This window comes from Vibrio sp. HI00D65 (assembly GCF_001635455.1).
Taxonomy (GTDB): Bacteria; Pseudomonadota; Gammaproteobacteria; order Enterobacterales; family Vibrionaceae; genus Vibrio.
Genome location: NZ_LWEH01000085.1, coordinates 39934 through 54388, shown reverse-complemented (window position 1 = coordinate 54388; position 14455 = coordinate 39934). Strand labels below are relative to the sequence as shown.

The following is a 14455-nucleotide window of genomic DNA, read 5'->3' as shown; positions in this document are numbered from 1 at the left end:
TTCGTCGTTTGTTAGGCGTGCACGGCAAGCTTTTGTAAAAGCTCGTACGCTTTGCCAGAGTTCATCGCATCAATGGCTTGTTGTGCGTTGGCTTTTAGGTCTTCGTGACCAAATAGACGCATTAGCAGAGCAACGTTCACAGCCACTGCACCAACTTGTGCTTCAGTACCTTTACCCGTCAGGATATTGGTTGTGATGGCCTTGTTTTCTTCTGGCTCGCCACCTTTGATAGCTTCAAGAGGGTGAGTATTCAAACCAAAGTCAGCCGGTGTCACGGTGTATTCGTGAATCGCACCATCTTTGATTTCTGCAACCATGGTTTTACCGTGAATAGCCACTTCATCAAGGCCGCTACCGTGCACAACCGCAGCGCGCTTCAAACCCATTTGCAGCATGGTTTCCGCTATAGGGCGTACTAGCTCTTTGCTGTAAACACCCATTAGCTCGATGTTAGGACGAGCTGGGTTAATCAGTGGGCCAAGGATGTTGAAGATGGTGCGCGTTTTCATGGTTTGACGAACAGGCATCGCGTGGCGAACACCACCGTGGTATTGCGGAGCAAATAGGAACGCTACGCCAAGTTCGTCCACGGCTGTACGAGTATCTTCTGCCGTCATCGCTAGGTTGATGCCAAACGAATCCAGTAGGTCAGAAGAGCCTGATTTGCTCGATACACTGCGGTTACCGTGTTTCGCGACTTTTAAACCACATGCCGCGGCAACAAATGCAGATGTCGTAGAGATATTAATGGTGTTGTGACCGTCGCCACCGGTACCAACGATGTCTGCAAAATCGTAATCAGGGCGTGGGAACGGGTTTGCATTGGCAAGCAGTGCTTTCGCCGCACCAGCGATTTCTTCTGGCGTCTCGCCTTTGATTTTCAGTGCAGTCAGTGCAGAAGCCATCAGGATTGGGTCTAGTTCACCCTTGATGATAACGTCGAATAACTGTTGGCTTTCTTCTTGAGTAAGAGACTGCTGTTCGTAAAGTTTATTAATCTGTTCCATGATCGTTTCCTAGTTAGTCTTTGTATCAAGAGTGGCCTTCTTCTCAAGGCAGAGAGGTTTCTCAAGAGCCCATTCGATAGCGTTCGCTAGAAGCGTTGCACCGTAGGTTGTCATAATTGATTCTGGGTGAAATTGGAATCCACATACTTTGTCTTGTTCTTGAACCACAGACATGACCAGACCATCGACTTCAGCCGTTACTGTTAGGCTATCAGATACATGCGTAGCAACCAGAGAGTGGTATCGAGCAATAGCCAGTGGAGAAGGTAAGCCTTGGTAAGTCGCATGATTTTGGTGTTCCATCATCGACACCTTACCATGAATGATTTCGCCTGCGCCTGCAACGGTGCCGCCATAAGCCTCAACGATCGCTTGATGACCTAAGCAGATACCAATCATTGGTACTTTGCCTTTTAGTAGCTGAATCAGCTCAGGCATGCAGCCCGCGTCTGCTGGAGCGCCAGGACCTGGTGAAAGCAGGGCAACAGGGTTGTCTAGTTCGTTGATTGCCGTTTCCACTACCTGTGCAGAGATGTTGTTACGGTAAATCTTTACGTTGTGACCCAATGAGCGGAATTGGTCTACAAGGTTGTAAGTGAACGAGTCGAAGTTATCGATGAATACAATATCAGCCATGATTACGACTCCTTCTTGTTAGAGATGTTTTTAGTGTGTGCAGCTTGAATCGCTGAGATAACCGCTTGAGCTTTGCCACGAGTTTCATCCGCTTCTGCTTGTGGGTCTGAATCGAACACCACGCCAGCACCAGCTTGTACTTGTGCAACACCATCTTCAACGTAAGCTGAGCGAATTACGATACAAGTATCTAACGTGCCTTCACCTGTTAGGTAACCTACCGCACCGCCATAGCTACCACGACGCGTTTTTTCTACATCGCGGATAAGCTGCATTGCGCGGATTTTTGGCGCGCCTGTTAGCGTGCCCATGTTCATACAAGCTTGGTAAGCATGCAGTGCGTCTAAATCTTCACGCAGTTGACCAACCACACGAGAAACCAAGTGCATCACATGACTGTAGCGGTCGACTTTTAGTAAGTCGGCTACGTGGCGAGTGCCAGCTTCGGCAATGCGTGCAACGTCGTTACGCGCTAGGTCGACAAGCATCATGTGTTCTGCGTTCTCTTTCTTGTCGGTACGCAGCTCAAGCTCGATACGGCTGTCTAGGTCGAAATCGATTTGACCGCCAGGACGCTTACCGCGACGACGAGTACCAGCAATTGGGTAGATCTCAATTTGGTTGGTTTCAGTTTCGTATTTCAGCGCGCTTTCTGGAGATGCACCAAACAGCGTAAATAGCTCATCTTGCATGTAGAACATGTAAGGGCTTGGGTTATTTTGTTTAAGTTCTTTGTAAGCGGCTAGTGGAGCTGGGCAAGGGAGTGTGAAGCGGCGTGATGGTACGACTTGGAACACATCGCCTTTTACTACGTACTCTTTTAAGTCACGAACGGTTTGGCAGAAATCTTCATCAGAAACGCTTGGTACTGCTTCTACGTTGTCTAATGGCGTCACTTCCGTGATCGCTTTCAGTGACTGACATTGCGTTTGAATTTCAGCTAAACGCTCTGTTAATTGTGCTTTGATGCTGTCGTCTTGAGCAAATAAGCTTGCGTGAAGCAGGCCTTGGTTTTCTTGGTGGTCGAAGCGAAGCAGGGTTTCAGCGACGTAGAAAACAAAGTCAGGGCAGTTATTGGTTGCCTCTGCATCACCTAGTGGTTCAAAGTTCGCTACGATGTCGTAAGCGAATAGACCAGCCATAAACAATGCATGCTTATTATTAGCATCTTGCTCAAAGCTGTGCTGAACCAAACGCAGTGCATCGAAAGAAGAGGCTTCTCTTAAGCGGGAGTCTTCGTCCAGTTCGTTGCTTGGCTCAACAAAAGTGAGCGTCAAAACGTTATCAGTAAGGTCAGATTTGATCTCTTCTTTCACGTTTTGAGTTAGGTGTTCGATAAGCGCTTGACCGTTTTTCGTCAGGGCTTGAAAGGTTACTTCATGTTCGCGGCATACGATGCGAACAGCAGAGTCGATAAGGAGTAGGCTTGTCAGGTTCTGTTTAGATTCAATCTCAGCAGATTCCAACAGCAAACTGTCCGTTTTGTTTTCACACAAAGTATGGAAAACACTGGTTGGATCTTGCGAGTAAGGAACTGAAGTATTGATGACCTCAATGGTTCCCAGCTTTTTGATTTCAATGGCCTTGTTCACAAGACCTCCTTTATGATTCTTTAAATTTCCTGCCGTACATAGTCGCATAAAGATACCTTTCACCCAATCTAGAATATGGTCAATTCGATGATTTGTTAGTCAGTTGAATGTGAGATGTTCGACAAATTAAAAAGCCCGCTATGGAAGCGGGCTTAGTGATAACTTTTTTATAAACAAACTGTTTAATTAGAAGTATACGTTAGCCCACCAAGAACTTGTCCAAGTGCGCCACCAATTAAGCTTTGAACTTGCTTCTACTGAAGAAAGTTCTAAAACTTTATCTTTATGGTCTTGGTTAAATTCTTGTAACATGGTGAACCTATCAAATGTGATACTTCGTATTTGTGTACTAGTTAACTAGTTTTCTACTTGCGGGTCAAGTGTGTTGACACAAATATAACGATAAAAATTGAAAACAATGAAAAAGAATATATGAGAATTGATCTACATAGTCATACAACAGCCTCAGATGGCCGACTTACTCCACCTGAGCTAATTGACCGAGCGCTGAGCTTTAACATCGAAGCGCTAGCGATTACAGATCATGATACGACTGATGGGCTTGCTGAAGCGCGCAACTATATTGTGGATAACAATCTTCCAATTCAGCTGATTAACGGCATCGAAATCTCCACAGTATGGCAAAACAAAGATATCCATATTGTTGGCTTAAACGTTGACCCTGAGTCTCCCGAGCTGAAAGCTCTCATTGAACAGCAGAAGCAGCACCGTATTGGCCGTGCAGAACTGATTGCTCAGCGCCTTGAAAAAGCAACGCGTGAAGGAGTGCTAGAAGAGGTGAAGCTGATTGCTGGCGATGCACCGATCACCCGCGCTCACTTTGCTAAATGGTTGGTTGATAACGGCTACGCGAAAACCATGCAGCAAGTATTCAAGAAGTTCCTAACACGTAATAACCCAGGTTATGTGCCGCCAACTTGGTGCTCAATGAGTGATGCTGTCACGGCAATTCACGCCGCTGGTGGACAAGCGGTATTAGCGCACCCAGGCCGATATGGCTTTACCGCTAAGTGGGTTAAGCGCCTATTGACTGCGTTTGTAGAAGCAAAAGGTGATGCGATGGAAGTGGCGCAACCGCAACAAGCACAACAAGAAAGACGCACTCTTGCCGATTATGCTATACAATACAAACTATTAGCCTCCCAAGGCAGTGACTTCCATTATCCATCTCCTTGGATGGAACTTGGACGTAATCTCTGGCTACCTTCTGGGGTCGAAGAAGTATGGAAAGATTGGGAGTTTCAAACAGTTTCACCGTCGGATAACGATGACAGTATCTAGGTGAAGCAGCTCCTTCTGATGATAGAGTCGAGAGATTCGATAACGAGGATCAACAATGAGCCAGTTTTTTTATGTACACCCAGATAACCCACAAGCACGTTTAATCAACCAAGCGGTTGCGATTGTTCGTAACGGCGGTGTAGTGGTTTATCCAACCGACTCAGGCTATGCGCTGGGTTGTCAGCTTGAGAACAAACAAGCACTAGAACGTATTTGTAAGATTCGTCGTATCGACGATAAGCATAACTTCACTCTGTTATGCCGTGACTTGTCTGAACTGTCACTGTATGCACGCGTAGATAACGTTGCTTTTCGTTTGCTTAAGGCTCATACGCCAGGTGCTTATACGTTTATTTTTAAAGCGACCAAAGAAGTGCCAAAGCGTTTGATGAACGCGAAACGTAAAACCATTGGTATTCGTGTACCAGACAACAAGATCGCTCTAGACCTGTTAGAGGCGATGGGTGAGCCATTGATGTCTACGTCTCTTATCTTACCGGGTAATGAGACAACAGAGTCGGATCCAGAAGAAATTCGCGACAGCCTAGAACACGCTGTTGATGTTATTTTGAATGGTGGCTACTTAGGCGAACAACCAACCACAGTGATTGACTTCAGCGACGATGATGCTGTCATTCTACGCTGTGGTTCCGGTGATCCAGCGCCGTTTGAATAATCGCATTACTGGTTAACAGTCTGTAACGATACAGAGCACCTATCATAAGTAAATAACAAGTGCTTTTTGGTAGGTAATTTGCGATAATACGCGACCGCGATTTGGTCGCGAAAAATTCATTCGACGTCTGTGAAGACGACAATTAGGTAGAAAAGAGTAAATGAGCGAAAAATTACAGAAGGTTTTAGCGCGAGCTGGTCACGGTTCTCGTCGTGAACTAGAAGGTTTAATCAAATCTGGCCGTGTAAGTGTTAACGGGCAAGTTGCGAAACTGGGCGAGCGTCTTGAAGACGAGAACTCAGTGATCCGTATCGATGGCCATACTGTTTCAGGCAAAGCGTCTGAAGAAGTGGTTTGTCGTGTACTTGCTTACTACAAGCCTGAAGGTGAGCTATGTACTCGTCATGATCCTGAAGGTCGCCGCACAGTTTTCGATCGTCTACCTAAGATCCGTGGTTCTCGTTGGATTTCGGTTGGTCGTCTTGATGCGAACACGTCTGGTCTTTTGCTTTTCACTACCGATGGTGAACTTGCAAACCGTCTAATGCACCCAAGCCGTCAGGTTGAGCGTGAATACCTAGTACGTGTATTTGGTGAAGTTACTGAGCAGAAGGTTAAGAACCTTGTGCGCGGTGTTGAACTAGAAGACGGCATGGCTCGTTTCGAAGATGTGGTTTACGCTGGTGGTGAAGGTATGAACCATACTTTCTACGTAGCGATTAACGAAGGTCGTAACCGTGAGGTTCGTCGTCTTTGGGAATCACAAGAAACAACAGTAAGCCGCCTGAAACGTGTACGTTACGGTGATATCTACCTTGATAAGAAACTGCCTCGTGGCGGTTGGAAAGAGCTAGATCTTCAAGAAGTAAACTACCTGCGTGAGCTTGTAGAACTTAAGCCTGAGAAAGAGACACTGTTGGATCTTGATCCTTCAAACACTTCTCGTAAGCGTGAGCGTTCTCGTAGCCAGAAAATTCGTCGTGCTGTTAAGCGTCACGAAGAGCGCGCAAATGCGCCAAAAGGCCGTAGCAATCAAGCTAAACGTAAGAAGCCAGCTACTCGTGGTACTACAACACCTGATTCAGGTCGCAGTGCTCCAGCAGCAAAAGGCAAGCCTCAAGCGAACAAAAGCAAGCAAAAGACAAACAACGGTCGTCCGGCTAAACCAGCTAAGCCAAGAACTCGTCAGTAATGATGTAAGTTCTCAAGCTTAAAGCTTCATTGTCTTAAAGCACTGAATACTAAAAAACCTGCTCATTGAGCAGGTTTTTTTACATCTAAGCCAAAAGAAGATGCGGGATGCGAGTAATCGAGTATCGAAAGCATGCTTCCATAAACGCAGTAAGCGTGCTCTTCGCATCTCTTATCTCGTTTACGCGCATCTATAATCTGTTCGTATCTCGTATCTTCTACTTATGATTCGAAAAGTTGTCACCCTTCGCCAAGCGATCGTAAAGCACAACGTTCACAGATGCTGCGAGGTTCATGCAGCCATTGGTTGGAACGTAAATCGTGTCTCGGCAGAAATCAGTGATCTCTTTCTTTAGCGTGCCATCTTCAGGACCAAAAATATAAAACGCGCGCGGTGGGTGTTTGTAATCAGGTAGAGGCTTCGCACCTTCAATGAGATCAACGGCCACAGGCACGCAGCCGACTGGAATAATGTCTTTCAGCTCTTCAACGCCAATCAGTGGCAGCTCTAAGTGCTTCTCTTTGGTATCGGTATGGAATTTTCGCGCATGATCGTAGCGTGTGCCTGTATAGAACACAGAGTTAGCGCCGTAGCAGCCAGCCGCTCGCATTACAGAGCCTACGTTCTCAGGCGTCTTTGGGTTAACTAGGCCAATGCAGGCATAGCCTTTAGATTGTGTATCTGTTTTTGCTTTGGTCATATCAGTGAATATAAAGTTGATAATGAAAGAGCGCTCTCATGAAGGTACGTAGCGTGATAAAAATAGCCGAGCAAGTGGCTCGGCTAGATTTTTAACTCGTTTACATGAGTGCTTGTGTACTCATGAAGTTGAGCGTCAGCAGTCGAATTAGTCGCGCTTCCACAGCATGTGACAGAACTTATGCTCTGGGTCACGGCTGATTAGCATACGAGCAAATACGTCGTCTAGAACGTCATCAGCTTCATTCACAAGACCAATGCGCACTTCTGCGTAGATTTCTTTGTCGACTTCAAAGCCAACATGCTCAACCCAATCATCACCTGTTTCAACAAGCTCTGCAGCGCCACGGTCTTCAAACTGAGCCGTGAATAGAATCACATCTGCAGGTTCAAGGTTATCGGGTGCCATCTCTAGGAAGATGTCGTATGCAGTATCAATTGCGTCGTCATAAGACATTAGGTCGTTAGCTTCGGTCATAATAAATATCTTAGCTTGCGCGGTTCATGTATTTACGTTCAGCAGTGTTTACTACTACTTTGTCGCCAGTCGCGATGTATTCAGGTACTTGGATAGTAAGACCTGTAGAAAGACGAGCAGGCTTAGTACGAGCAGACGCTGATGCACCTTTGATTGAAGGGTCAGTCTCTTCGATAACTAGCTCAACAGATGTTGGTAGCTCAAGTGTTGCAGCGTTGCCGTCGATAAGGATAGCGTACATGCCTTGGGTGTCTTCGTTGATGAACAGTAGTTCGTCTTCGATAGTTTCACCGTTGAAGATGAATTGTGTGTAATCTTCATTGTCCATGAAGATGTACTCGTTGCCATCAACGTAAGAGAACATTACTGCACGCTTAGTTACGTCGATAGTTTCAACGATTTCGTCAGCCTTGTGGCGAACTTCAGTTTTCACGCCAGTTGCTACGTCGTTACCACGGAAACGGTAAATTTTTTGACCGCCGCGGCCACCTGGTGTTGTTACTTCGATATCTTTAACAATGACTGTTTTGCTTTCTACAGTGATAGCAAAACCTTTTTTAATTTCACTTGCTCTAGGCATTTTGTGTTTGTCCTTAGTGGGTCTATCCGCTGATTATATCTCGGAGATGCTATAAATAGGAATAGCTTGAATCATAAAGTCACCTAAGCGATCATAGAGTCACTGTTAAATCATGATTTTATTTGCCGAAACGACCTATGCAGTTACCTGTTATTGACCCTACACAGCCTTTTCAACCTGAATTCCAACCTGTGGTTAACGATCTGATTACCTTCTTAAAAGGTGGATTAGGTTCTAATCTTCACAGTGTCTATATTTATGGCAGTGTTGCTCGCAAGCAAGCCGTATCTGGTCGCTCAAATCTTGATGTGGTTGTGGTGACACACCGTCCGTTTCCGGATCAGCGAACCACATTGTTAAACACCATCAAATGGCGTTTCCAAAAGAGCTTTCCTCAAGTTACTCAGGTGGCAATAAAAACCACTTTGGTGAGTGATGTTGTCGACTTCGATAACATCTTCACATGGGGCTTTATGCTCAAGCACCTGTCGGTGTGTGTATACGGTGAAGATCTATCAGATTGTTATGGTGATTTCGAAACCAGTTGGGAAATTGCCAAGCATTGGAACATGGACGTCGAGAACTGGTTAGCGGTATATCGAAACAAAATTGCACGAGCAGCAACACCTGAGCAGCAAGTCGCAGCGCAAGTGATCATCGCTAAGAAACTGCTACGAGCGAGTTACTCTTTGGTGATGTACCGTGACAAGTCTTGGTTCGATAACCCTGTCGAATGTGGTCAACAGTTCTTGAAATTCCATCCGGATAGAGAAGTTGAAATTCAAAGGTTGGGTATTTTACTTTCAGGTCGACCGATTCCGAAACGTTCAGTGATAGGCATTCTGGATGGGTTTGGGGAATGGCTGGTTAAGCAGTATCAGAAAACTGAATTTCGAATAGGGTAGAGATTCATACTACACAGATATAAAAAAAGCAGAGCGAATTGAATATTCCTCTGCTTTTTTTGTTCTGATTAAACTCAGACAATAATCTTAGAATAAACCTAATTGCTGCCCGCTAACTCTCTCAAAATCTAATCCAATAAAAGGCAAAATCGCTTCAGCTACCGGCTTAATCTGTTTATCGATGTAATGCTGATAATCGATAGCACTCTTCAAATACTCTATAGGCTCTGGGCCATTCAAGGTAATCAAGTATTCAATACGTCCTTTGTTTTGGTATTGAAGTGGGCGTCCTAGTTTAGCATTGACCTCATCTGCCATTCTGGCTGCTCGAACTTGTGGTGGAATGTTCTTTTGATACTCATGCAGCTTGCGACGCAAACGCTTCTGGTAAACCAGTAAATCGTCATGGTTACCTGCTGAAGTTTCATCAACAAACTGCCTGACGTAGTCGGTCGGATCTTGGTCGTGGAATACCATTTCATACAAGGTTTGTTGGAACTGTTGCGCCAGTGGTGTCCAGTCTGTTCGTGCACTTTCAAGCCCTTTGAAAATGATCTTCTCTTGGTCACCATGATTGATTAAGCCTGCGTAGCGCTTCTTCGAACCGGTTTCCGAACCACGAATGGTTGGCATCAGGAATTTGCGATAGTGGGTCTCGTATTCTAATTCAAGAATTGAAGTCAGGTTATAGGCCTCTTTAAGGTGATTAGTCCACCAGTCGTTGATATAAGCCACCAGTTGATGGCCAATCTCGTCGGCTTGTTCTTGGTCATAACTGCCATTGAGGGAAACGAAAGTCGAGTCGGTATCCCCATAAATCACTTGGTAGCCCTTGTCTTCGATCAGAACTTTGGTTTGCTTCATGATCTCATGGCCACGCATAGTGATTGATGACGCCAACCGAGTATCAAAGAAGCGGCAACCAGATGAACCTAACACGCCATAGAAAGAGTTCATGATGATCTTTATGGCTTGAGAGAAGGCTTTTTCGTTGTTCTTCTTTGCAACGTCACGTGCTGCCCAAAGGTTTTCGATCATCTCTGGTAAGAAGTGTTTGGTGCGGTGAAATTGCCCACCGCGAAAACCATCGACGGCTTGGTCTTCTGCTGGGCCGATTTCTAATTTCAACCCTTCGATTAGCCCCATAGGGTCAATCAAAAATGAACGAATGATGGACGGGTATAGGCTCTTGAAGTCGAGCACTAGTACCGAGTCATAAAGATTAGGGATGGAGTCCATCACGTAGCCACCGGGGCTAGCAATCCAGTTCTCTGGCTCTAGGTTAGGGGCAACATAGCCTGCTCTGTGTATCTGAGGTAAATATAAATTGGTAAAGGCTGCAACAGAGCCGCCAACACGGTCTAGCTCAACTCCGGTCAAGCGAGAGCGCTCAATAACAAAATCGAGTAGGTGGGTGTGTTCGAAGATTCGATTTACCAACACACAGTCTTGCAGGTTGTACTTAGCCAATGAAGGCTTATCGAACTTGAACATTCGATTAATTTCATCCATGCGATCATGGACGTTATGGATATCTTTACCTTCACCAAGCAGTTCCCGTGAAACCGACTCAAGCGACCAGGAACGAAAGTGATAGGTGGCTGTCTTCAACATATCGATACCATCCAAAACGACACGCCCGGGAATGCTTATGAAGCCTTGTTGGCTTTGTGCAGAGCTACGGAAGAAGCTAGGTTGATTATCTCGACCAATATTGAGCTTAACTTCATTCCATTCCGCCCGTTTGTGCAAGAGCCTGAAGTCGAAGTCGATGACGTTCCAGCCAATGATGATGTCTGGGTCAAATTCAGAGAACCATGCGATCATCGCTTCAAGCAGGGCTTTTTCATTCGCGACCCATTGGATATTGGTTTCTGCTTGTTGTGGCTCGCCAATCATAATCACTCGGCTATCCATTGGACTGTCTAATCCAATGGAGTAGAGCACGCCTTTCTCTGAACATTCAATATCCAGAGAAACCATCGATAATGTTGGTAAGTAATTGCCTGCTCTGCACTTGGCATTGGAGACTCGACGATGCTGATTCTTTTGCACAGCCGTGCCAGTAAACTCGATACTTCCCTTGATAAAACGTTCCATTAGGAATCGATCCGCAAGGCGAATATCGCTCTCAAATGTCTGGATTTCTTCGTTGTTGAAGGCTTGTGCTAATCCAAAGCTGCTTCTCGATAGTGTTGTATAACAAGCCGCGAGAGGGGTTTGCTCGAAAGTCGCGAGCTCAAGAGGTTTAAACTGGCATTCAATGGACTCTTTGGCTGCAATCGACTCGCAAGCGGGTACATCAGATTGAGCAACAAAAAACACTGGCTTTTCGTTTTGAATAGTCAGAAGAGTAGGGCCTTCCGGTGTGCTTAACCACAAGTCGATCTGTGTGCGCCCTGAAAAATCTCTCGCCTGTCTTGTAAGTACAAAGCCTTGCTGAATATCCAATGTAATAACCTATTGATACGGGGGAGTGAATACTACCATCTAGCGCCAGATTACGCACAATAGGCTGCAAAGATAGTCATTAAATACTCGTTAGTAGCAGTAAATAACGGGACTCTGTAAGCAAAAAAGTGAAATTGTCGAGAATGGCCATTTAATGGTATTGAAAATATCTTTATCTTATGTAATTTTATTGGGTGTTGTTTTAACTATCTGATTTTTAGTGAAAGCTTGTGTTTTTAGCGTACCTTTTTATAAATAAGTACTTGCTAAAGTTAGTGTTTCAGCACATATTCAACAGAGCTTTTCTTTAGTAATTAAGTTAAGATGTACTCAATGCTGCGATCCACTGTTCCTTTATCCGATTGTTTCAAACAGATGAAACGACACAGTGGTTGCAGAGCCAATTAATAGTGTGGAGATACAAGTTTGATAAATGTTTTCCTTGTAGATGATCACGAGCTGGTTCGCACAGGGATACGACGTATTATTGAAGACGTCCGTGGAATGAACGTAGCAGGGGAAGCTGAAAGCGGTGAAGATGCTGCAAAATGGTGTCGTACTAACAATACTGACGTTATTTTGATGGATATGAATATGCCTGGTATTGGTGGCTTAGAAGCTACCAAGAAAATCTTGCGTTTCAACCCTGATGTTAAAATCATCGTTTTAACTGTCCATACGGAAAATCCGTTTCCAACTAAAGTGATGCAAGCTGGAGCTGCTGGTTACCTTACTAAAGGGGCAGGTCCGGATGAAATGGTCAATGCAATTCGTGTGGTCAACAGCGGCCAACGATACATTTCACCAGAAATTGCGCAGCAGATGGCTTTGAGCCAATTCTCGCCTGCGTCTGAAAATCCATTCGCAGACTTATCTGAACGTGAACTTCAAATCATGATGATGATTACCAAAGGTCAGAAAGTGACGGATATTTCAGAACAACTCAATCTAAGTCCTAAGACAGTTAATAGTTACCGCTACCGTTTGTTCAGCAAACTGGATATCAGTGGTGATGTAGAGCTAACACACTTAGCGATTAGACATGGAATGTTAGATACTGAGACCCTTTAACACTGAGATCGTATAGTGACCAACTTGTTTGACTCAGTCTCATTCCTCAAGACAGTAACCGAGCAGCCCGGCGTTTATAGAATGTATAACGCTGAGGCTGTCGTTATTTACGTCGGTAAAGCAAAGAACCTCAAAAAACGCCTTTCTAGTTATTTCCGTAAAAAAGTCGACAGTGAAAAAACACGCGCTCTAGTCAGCAACATCGACAAGATTGATGTCACTGTAACGCACACGGAAACCGAAGCTCTTATCCTTGAGCACAACTACATCAAGCAGTATCTGCCAAAATACAACGTGCTCCTGCGTGATGATAAGTCGTACCCTTATATTTTTATTAGTGGTCACAAGCATCCTCGTTTATCTATGCATCGTGGAGCTAAAAAGAAAAAAGGTGAATACTTTGGTCCTTACCCTGACTCCGGCGCTGTGCGTGAGACGCTACACCTAATCCAAAAGATTTTCCCTGCTCGCCAATGTGAAGACACGGTTTATGCCAACAGAACTCGTCCTTGCTTGATGTATCAGATTGGCCGTTGTGCTGCGCCATGTGTCAGCTCAATCATTTCTGATGAAGAGTACAGCGAACTGGTCGACTATGTTCGTTTATTCCTGCAAGGAAAAGATAAGTTAGTGCTCGAAACGCTCATCGAGAAGATGGATACAGCAAGCCGTGAGCTTCGTTTTGAGCAAGCTGCGACCTTCCGTGACCAGATCCAAGCGATTCGACGCGTGCAAGAACAGCAATATGTATCTGACGATTCCATGGAAGATATGGATGTGCTTGGCTTTGCACAAGAAAATGGTGTGGCGTGTATTCATATTTTGATGATTCGCCAAGGTAAAGTCTTGGGTAGTCGAAGTCATTTTCCAAAGATCCCAAACAATACAGTGCGTGAAGAGGTTTTCTATAGCTTCTTAAGCCAGTATTACTTAGCCCATAATGAGGCGAGAACCATTCCAACTCGTTTGATTCTGAATGCGGATTTGATGGAAGATGTCACTCCTATTCAGGACGCTTTATGTGAAGTGGCGGGTCGTAAGATCCATTTTAATACTAACCCTTCTGGCGTTCGTGGCCGCTACCTTAAGCTATCGAATACCAATGCGTTAACGGCGATTACCACTAAGATTAACCACAAGATGACGATTAATCAGCGTTTCAAAGAGCTTCAAGAAGTGCTGTCGATGGATGCGATTAAGCGCATGGAATGTTTCGATATCAGTCATACCATGGGTGAAAGCACCATCGCATCTTGTGTGGTGTTCAACCAAGAAGGCCCTGTTAAGCCTGAGTATCGTCGTTACAACATCACAGGCATTACCGGTGGTGATGACTATGCAGCAATGGCTCAGGCGCTTGAGAGGCGTTATTCGAGGCAGCTTGATGTTGATAAGATCCCAGACATTATCTTTATCGATGGTGGTAAAGGTCAGCTTAATCGCGCTCATGAGATTATCTCTCAATATTGGGGAGATTGGCCGTTCAGACCGAGAATGATGGGTATTGCCAAAGGCGTGACGCGTAAACCTGGTTTAGAAACTCTCATTACCCTTGAAGGGGAAGAGTTTAATTTGCCAAGTGATGCACCAGCCTTGCACCTTATTCAGCATATTCGTGATGAGAGCCATAATCATGCGATTGCAGGGCATAGAGCGAAGCGCGGTAAAACGCGTCGAACTAGTGCCTTGGAAGGAATTGAAGGGATAGGACCGAAGCGTCGCCAAGCTTTGCTGAAATACATGGGTGGCTTACAAGAACTCAAGCGTGCAACTGTTGAAGAAATAGCCAAAGTGCCGGGCATTAGTCATTCTTTGGCAGAAAACATTTATCAAGCATTGAAACAATAGTAAAAATCCCGCACCATT

Annotated in this window: 14 protein-coding genes and 1 other annotated feature; of the genes, 6 read left to right on the top strand and 8 right to left on the bottom strand. The window is 45.1% G+C overall.

Going from position 1 to position 14455, the window contains the following annotated elements; all coding sequences use genetic code 11:
• Positions 1 to 11 precede the first annotated feature (11 nt).
• From trpD to A3712_RS08210, 4 genes are all read right to left on the bottom strand, one after another.
• Positions 12 to 1007, bottom strand: a complete 996-nt coding sequence (gene trpD, locus A3712_RS08225; protein WP_063523026.1) for an anthranilate phosphoribosyltransferase — start codon at positions 1005 to 1007, stop codon at positions 12 to 14.
• Between the two features lie 9 nt (positions 1008 to 1016).
• Positions 1017 to 1643 carry an aminodeoxychorismate/anthranilate synthase component II gene (locus tag A3712_RS08220; protein ID WP_063523025.1) on the bottom strand — a complete coding sequence of 209 codons (627 nt, stop codon included), beginning with the start codon at positions 1641 to 1643 and terminating at the stop codon, positions 1017 to 1019.
• A 2-nt stretch (positions 1644 to 1645) separates the two neighbouring features.
• Complete coding sequence (locus A3712_RS08215) at positions 1646 to 3235, bottom strand: anthranilate synthase component 1 (RefSeq protein ID WP_063523024.1); 1590 nt, start codon at positions 3233 to 3235, stop codon at positions 1646 to 1648.
• A 125-nt stretch (positions 3236 to 3360) separates the two neighbouring features.
• Positions 3361 to 3475: a sequence feature (Trp leader region), on the bottom strand.
• Positions 3422 to 3547 (bottom strand): Trp operon leader peptide, encoded by a 126-nt coding sequence (locus tag A3712_RS08210; RefSeq protein ID WP_063523023.1) that lies wholly within the window; start codon positions 3545 to 3547, stop codon positions 3422 to 3424. (Overlaps the previous feature by 54 nt.)
• Before the next feature lie 120 nt (positions 3548 to 3667).
• On the opposite strand from A3712_RS08210, the gene rnm reads away from it, so the two are divergent.
• The 3 genes from rnm (at position 3668) to rluB (ending at position 6405) form a co-directional block, all read left to right on the top strand.
• Positions 3668 to 4537 (top strand): RNase RNM, encoded by an 870-nt coding sequence (rnm, locus tag A3712_RS08205; RefSeq protein ID WP_063523022.1) that lies wholly within the window; start codon positions 3668 to 3670, stop codon positions 4535 to 4537.
• Positions 4538 to 4592: 55 nt separating this feature from the next.
• On the top strand, positions 4593 to 5213 hold the full coding sequence (locus tag A3712_RS08200) for an L-threonylcarbamoyladenylate synthase (protein ID WP_063523021.1): 621 nt from the start codon (positions 4593 to 4595) through the stop codon (positions 5211 to 5213).
• Positions 5214 to 5373: 160 nt separating this feature from the next.
• A complete protein-coding gene (gene rluB / locus A3712_RS08195) occupies positions 5374 to 6405 on the top strand; it encodes a 23S rRNA pseudouridine(2605) synthase RluB (RefSeq protein WP_063523020.1) in 1032 nt (343 codons plus the stop codon).
• Positions 6406 to 6622: 217 nt separating this feature from the next.
• On the opposite strand, the gene A3712_RS08190 is transcribed toward rluB, so the two are convergent.
• The 3 genes from A3712_RS08190 to efpL all read right to left on the bottom strand — a co-directional run bounded on the left by A3712_RS08190 (position 6623) and on the right by efpL (position 8162).
• Positions 6623 to 7105, bottom strand: a complete 483-nt coding sequence (locus A3712_RS08190) for an RNA methyltransferase (protein ID WP_004741257.1) — start codon at positions 7103 to 7105, stop codon at positions 6623 to 6625.
• Positions 7106 to 7252: 147 nt separating this feature from the next.
• Positions 7253 to 7582, bottom strand: coding sequence for an HI1450 family dsDNA-mimic protein (locus A3712_RS08185; protein ID WP_004741258.1), 330 nt, complete (start codon positions 7580 to 7582; stop codon positions 7253 to 7255).
• A gap of 10 nt (positions 7583 to 7592) precedes the next feature.
• Positions 7593 to 8162 carry an elongation factor P-like protein EfpL gene (efpL, locus tag A3712_RS08180; RefSeq protein ID WP_004741259.1) on the bottom strand — a complete coding sequence of 190 codons (570 nt, stop codon included), beginning with the start codon at positions 8160 to 8162 and terminating at the stop codon, positions 7593 to 7595.
• 137 nt (positions 8163 to 8299) lie between these two features.
• Here efpL and A3712_RS08175 point away from each other — a divergent pair, with 137 nt between their 5' ends.
• Complete coding sequence (locus tag A3712_RS08175; RefSeq protein ID WP_063523019.1) at positions 8300 to 9067, top strand: hypothetical protein; 768 nt, start codon at positions 8300 to 8302, stop codon at positions 9065 to 9067.
• Positions 9068 to 9154: 87 nt separating this feature from the next.
• On the opposite strand, the gene A3712_RS08170 is transcribed toward A3712_RS08175, so the two are convergent.
• Positions 9155 to 11518, bottom strand: coding sequence for a DNA polymerase II (locus A3712_RS08170; RefSeq protein WP_063523018.1), 2364 nt, complete (start codon positions 11516 to 11518; stop codon positions 9155 to 9157).
• A gap of 426 nt (positions 11519 to 11944) precedes the next feature.
• On the opposite strand from A3712_RS08170, the gene uvrY reads away from it, so the two are divergent.
• Both uvrY and uvrC read left to right on the top strand, forming a co-directional pair.
• On the top strand, positions 11945 to 12589 hold the full coding sequence (uvrY, locus tag A3712_RS08165; protein ID WP_004729778.1) for a UvrY/SirA/GacA family response regulator transcription factor: 645 nt from the start codon (positions 11945 to 11947) through the stop codon (positions 12587 to 12589).
• A 15-nt stretch (positions 12590 to 12604) separates the two neighbouring features.
• Positions 12605 to 14437: an excinuclease ABC subunit UvrC gene (gene uvrC / locus A3712_RS08160; RefSeq protein ID WP_157618728.1), complete on the top strand. Its 1833-nt coding sequence runs from the start codon at positions 12605 to 12607 to the stop codon at positions 14435 to 14437.
• Positions 14438 to 14455 lie beyond the last annotated feature (18 nt).

Bases quoted from the DNA above. Each gene is read 5' to 3' on its own strand.
- A3712_RS08210 (WP_063523023.1), bottom strand. From the start codon at position 3,547: ATGTTACAAGAATTTAACCAAGACCATAAAGATAAAGTTTTAGAACTT.
- trpD (WP_063523026.1), bottom strand. From the start codon at position 1,007: ATGGAACAGATTAATAAACTTTACGAACAGCAGTCTCTTACTCAAGAA.
- rluB (WP_063523020.1), top strand. From the start codon at position 5,374: ATGAGCGAAAAATTACAGAAGGTTTTAGCGCGAGCTGGTCACGGTTCT.
- A3712_RS08200 (WP_063523021.1), top strand. From the start codon at position 4,593: ATGAGCCAGTTTTTTTATGTACACCCAGATAACCCACAAGCACGTTTA.
- A3712_RS08185 (WP_004741258.1), bottom strand. From the start codon at position 7,582: ATGACCGAAGCTAACGACCTAATGTCTTATGACGACGCAATTGATACT.
- rnm (WP_063523022.1), top strand. From the start codon at position 3,668: ATGAGAATTGATCTACATAGTCATACAACAGCCTCAGATGGCCGACTT.
- efpL (WP_004741259.1), bottom strand. From the start codon at position 8,162: ATGCCTAGAGCAAGTGAAATTAAAAAAGGTTTTGCTATCACTGTAGAA.
- A3712_RS08190 (WP_004741257.1), bottom strand. From the start codon at position 7,105: ATGACCAAAGCAAAAACAGATACACAATCTAAAGGCTATGCCTGCATT.
- A3712_RS08220 (WP_063523025.1), bottom strand. From the start codon at position 1,643: ATGGCTGATATTGTATTCATCGATAACTTCGACTCGTTCACTTACAAC.
- A3712_RS08175 (WP_063523019.1), top strand. From the start codon at position 8,300: ATGCAGTTACCTGTTATTGACCCTACACAGCCTTTTCAACCTGAATTC.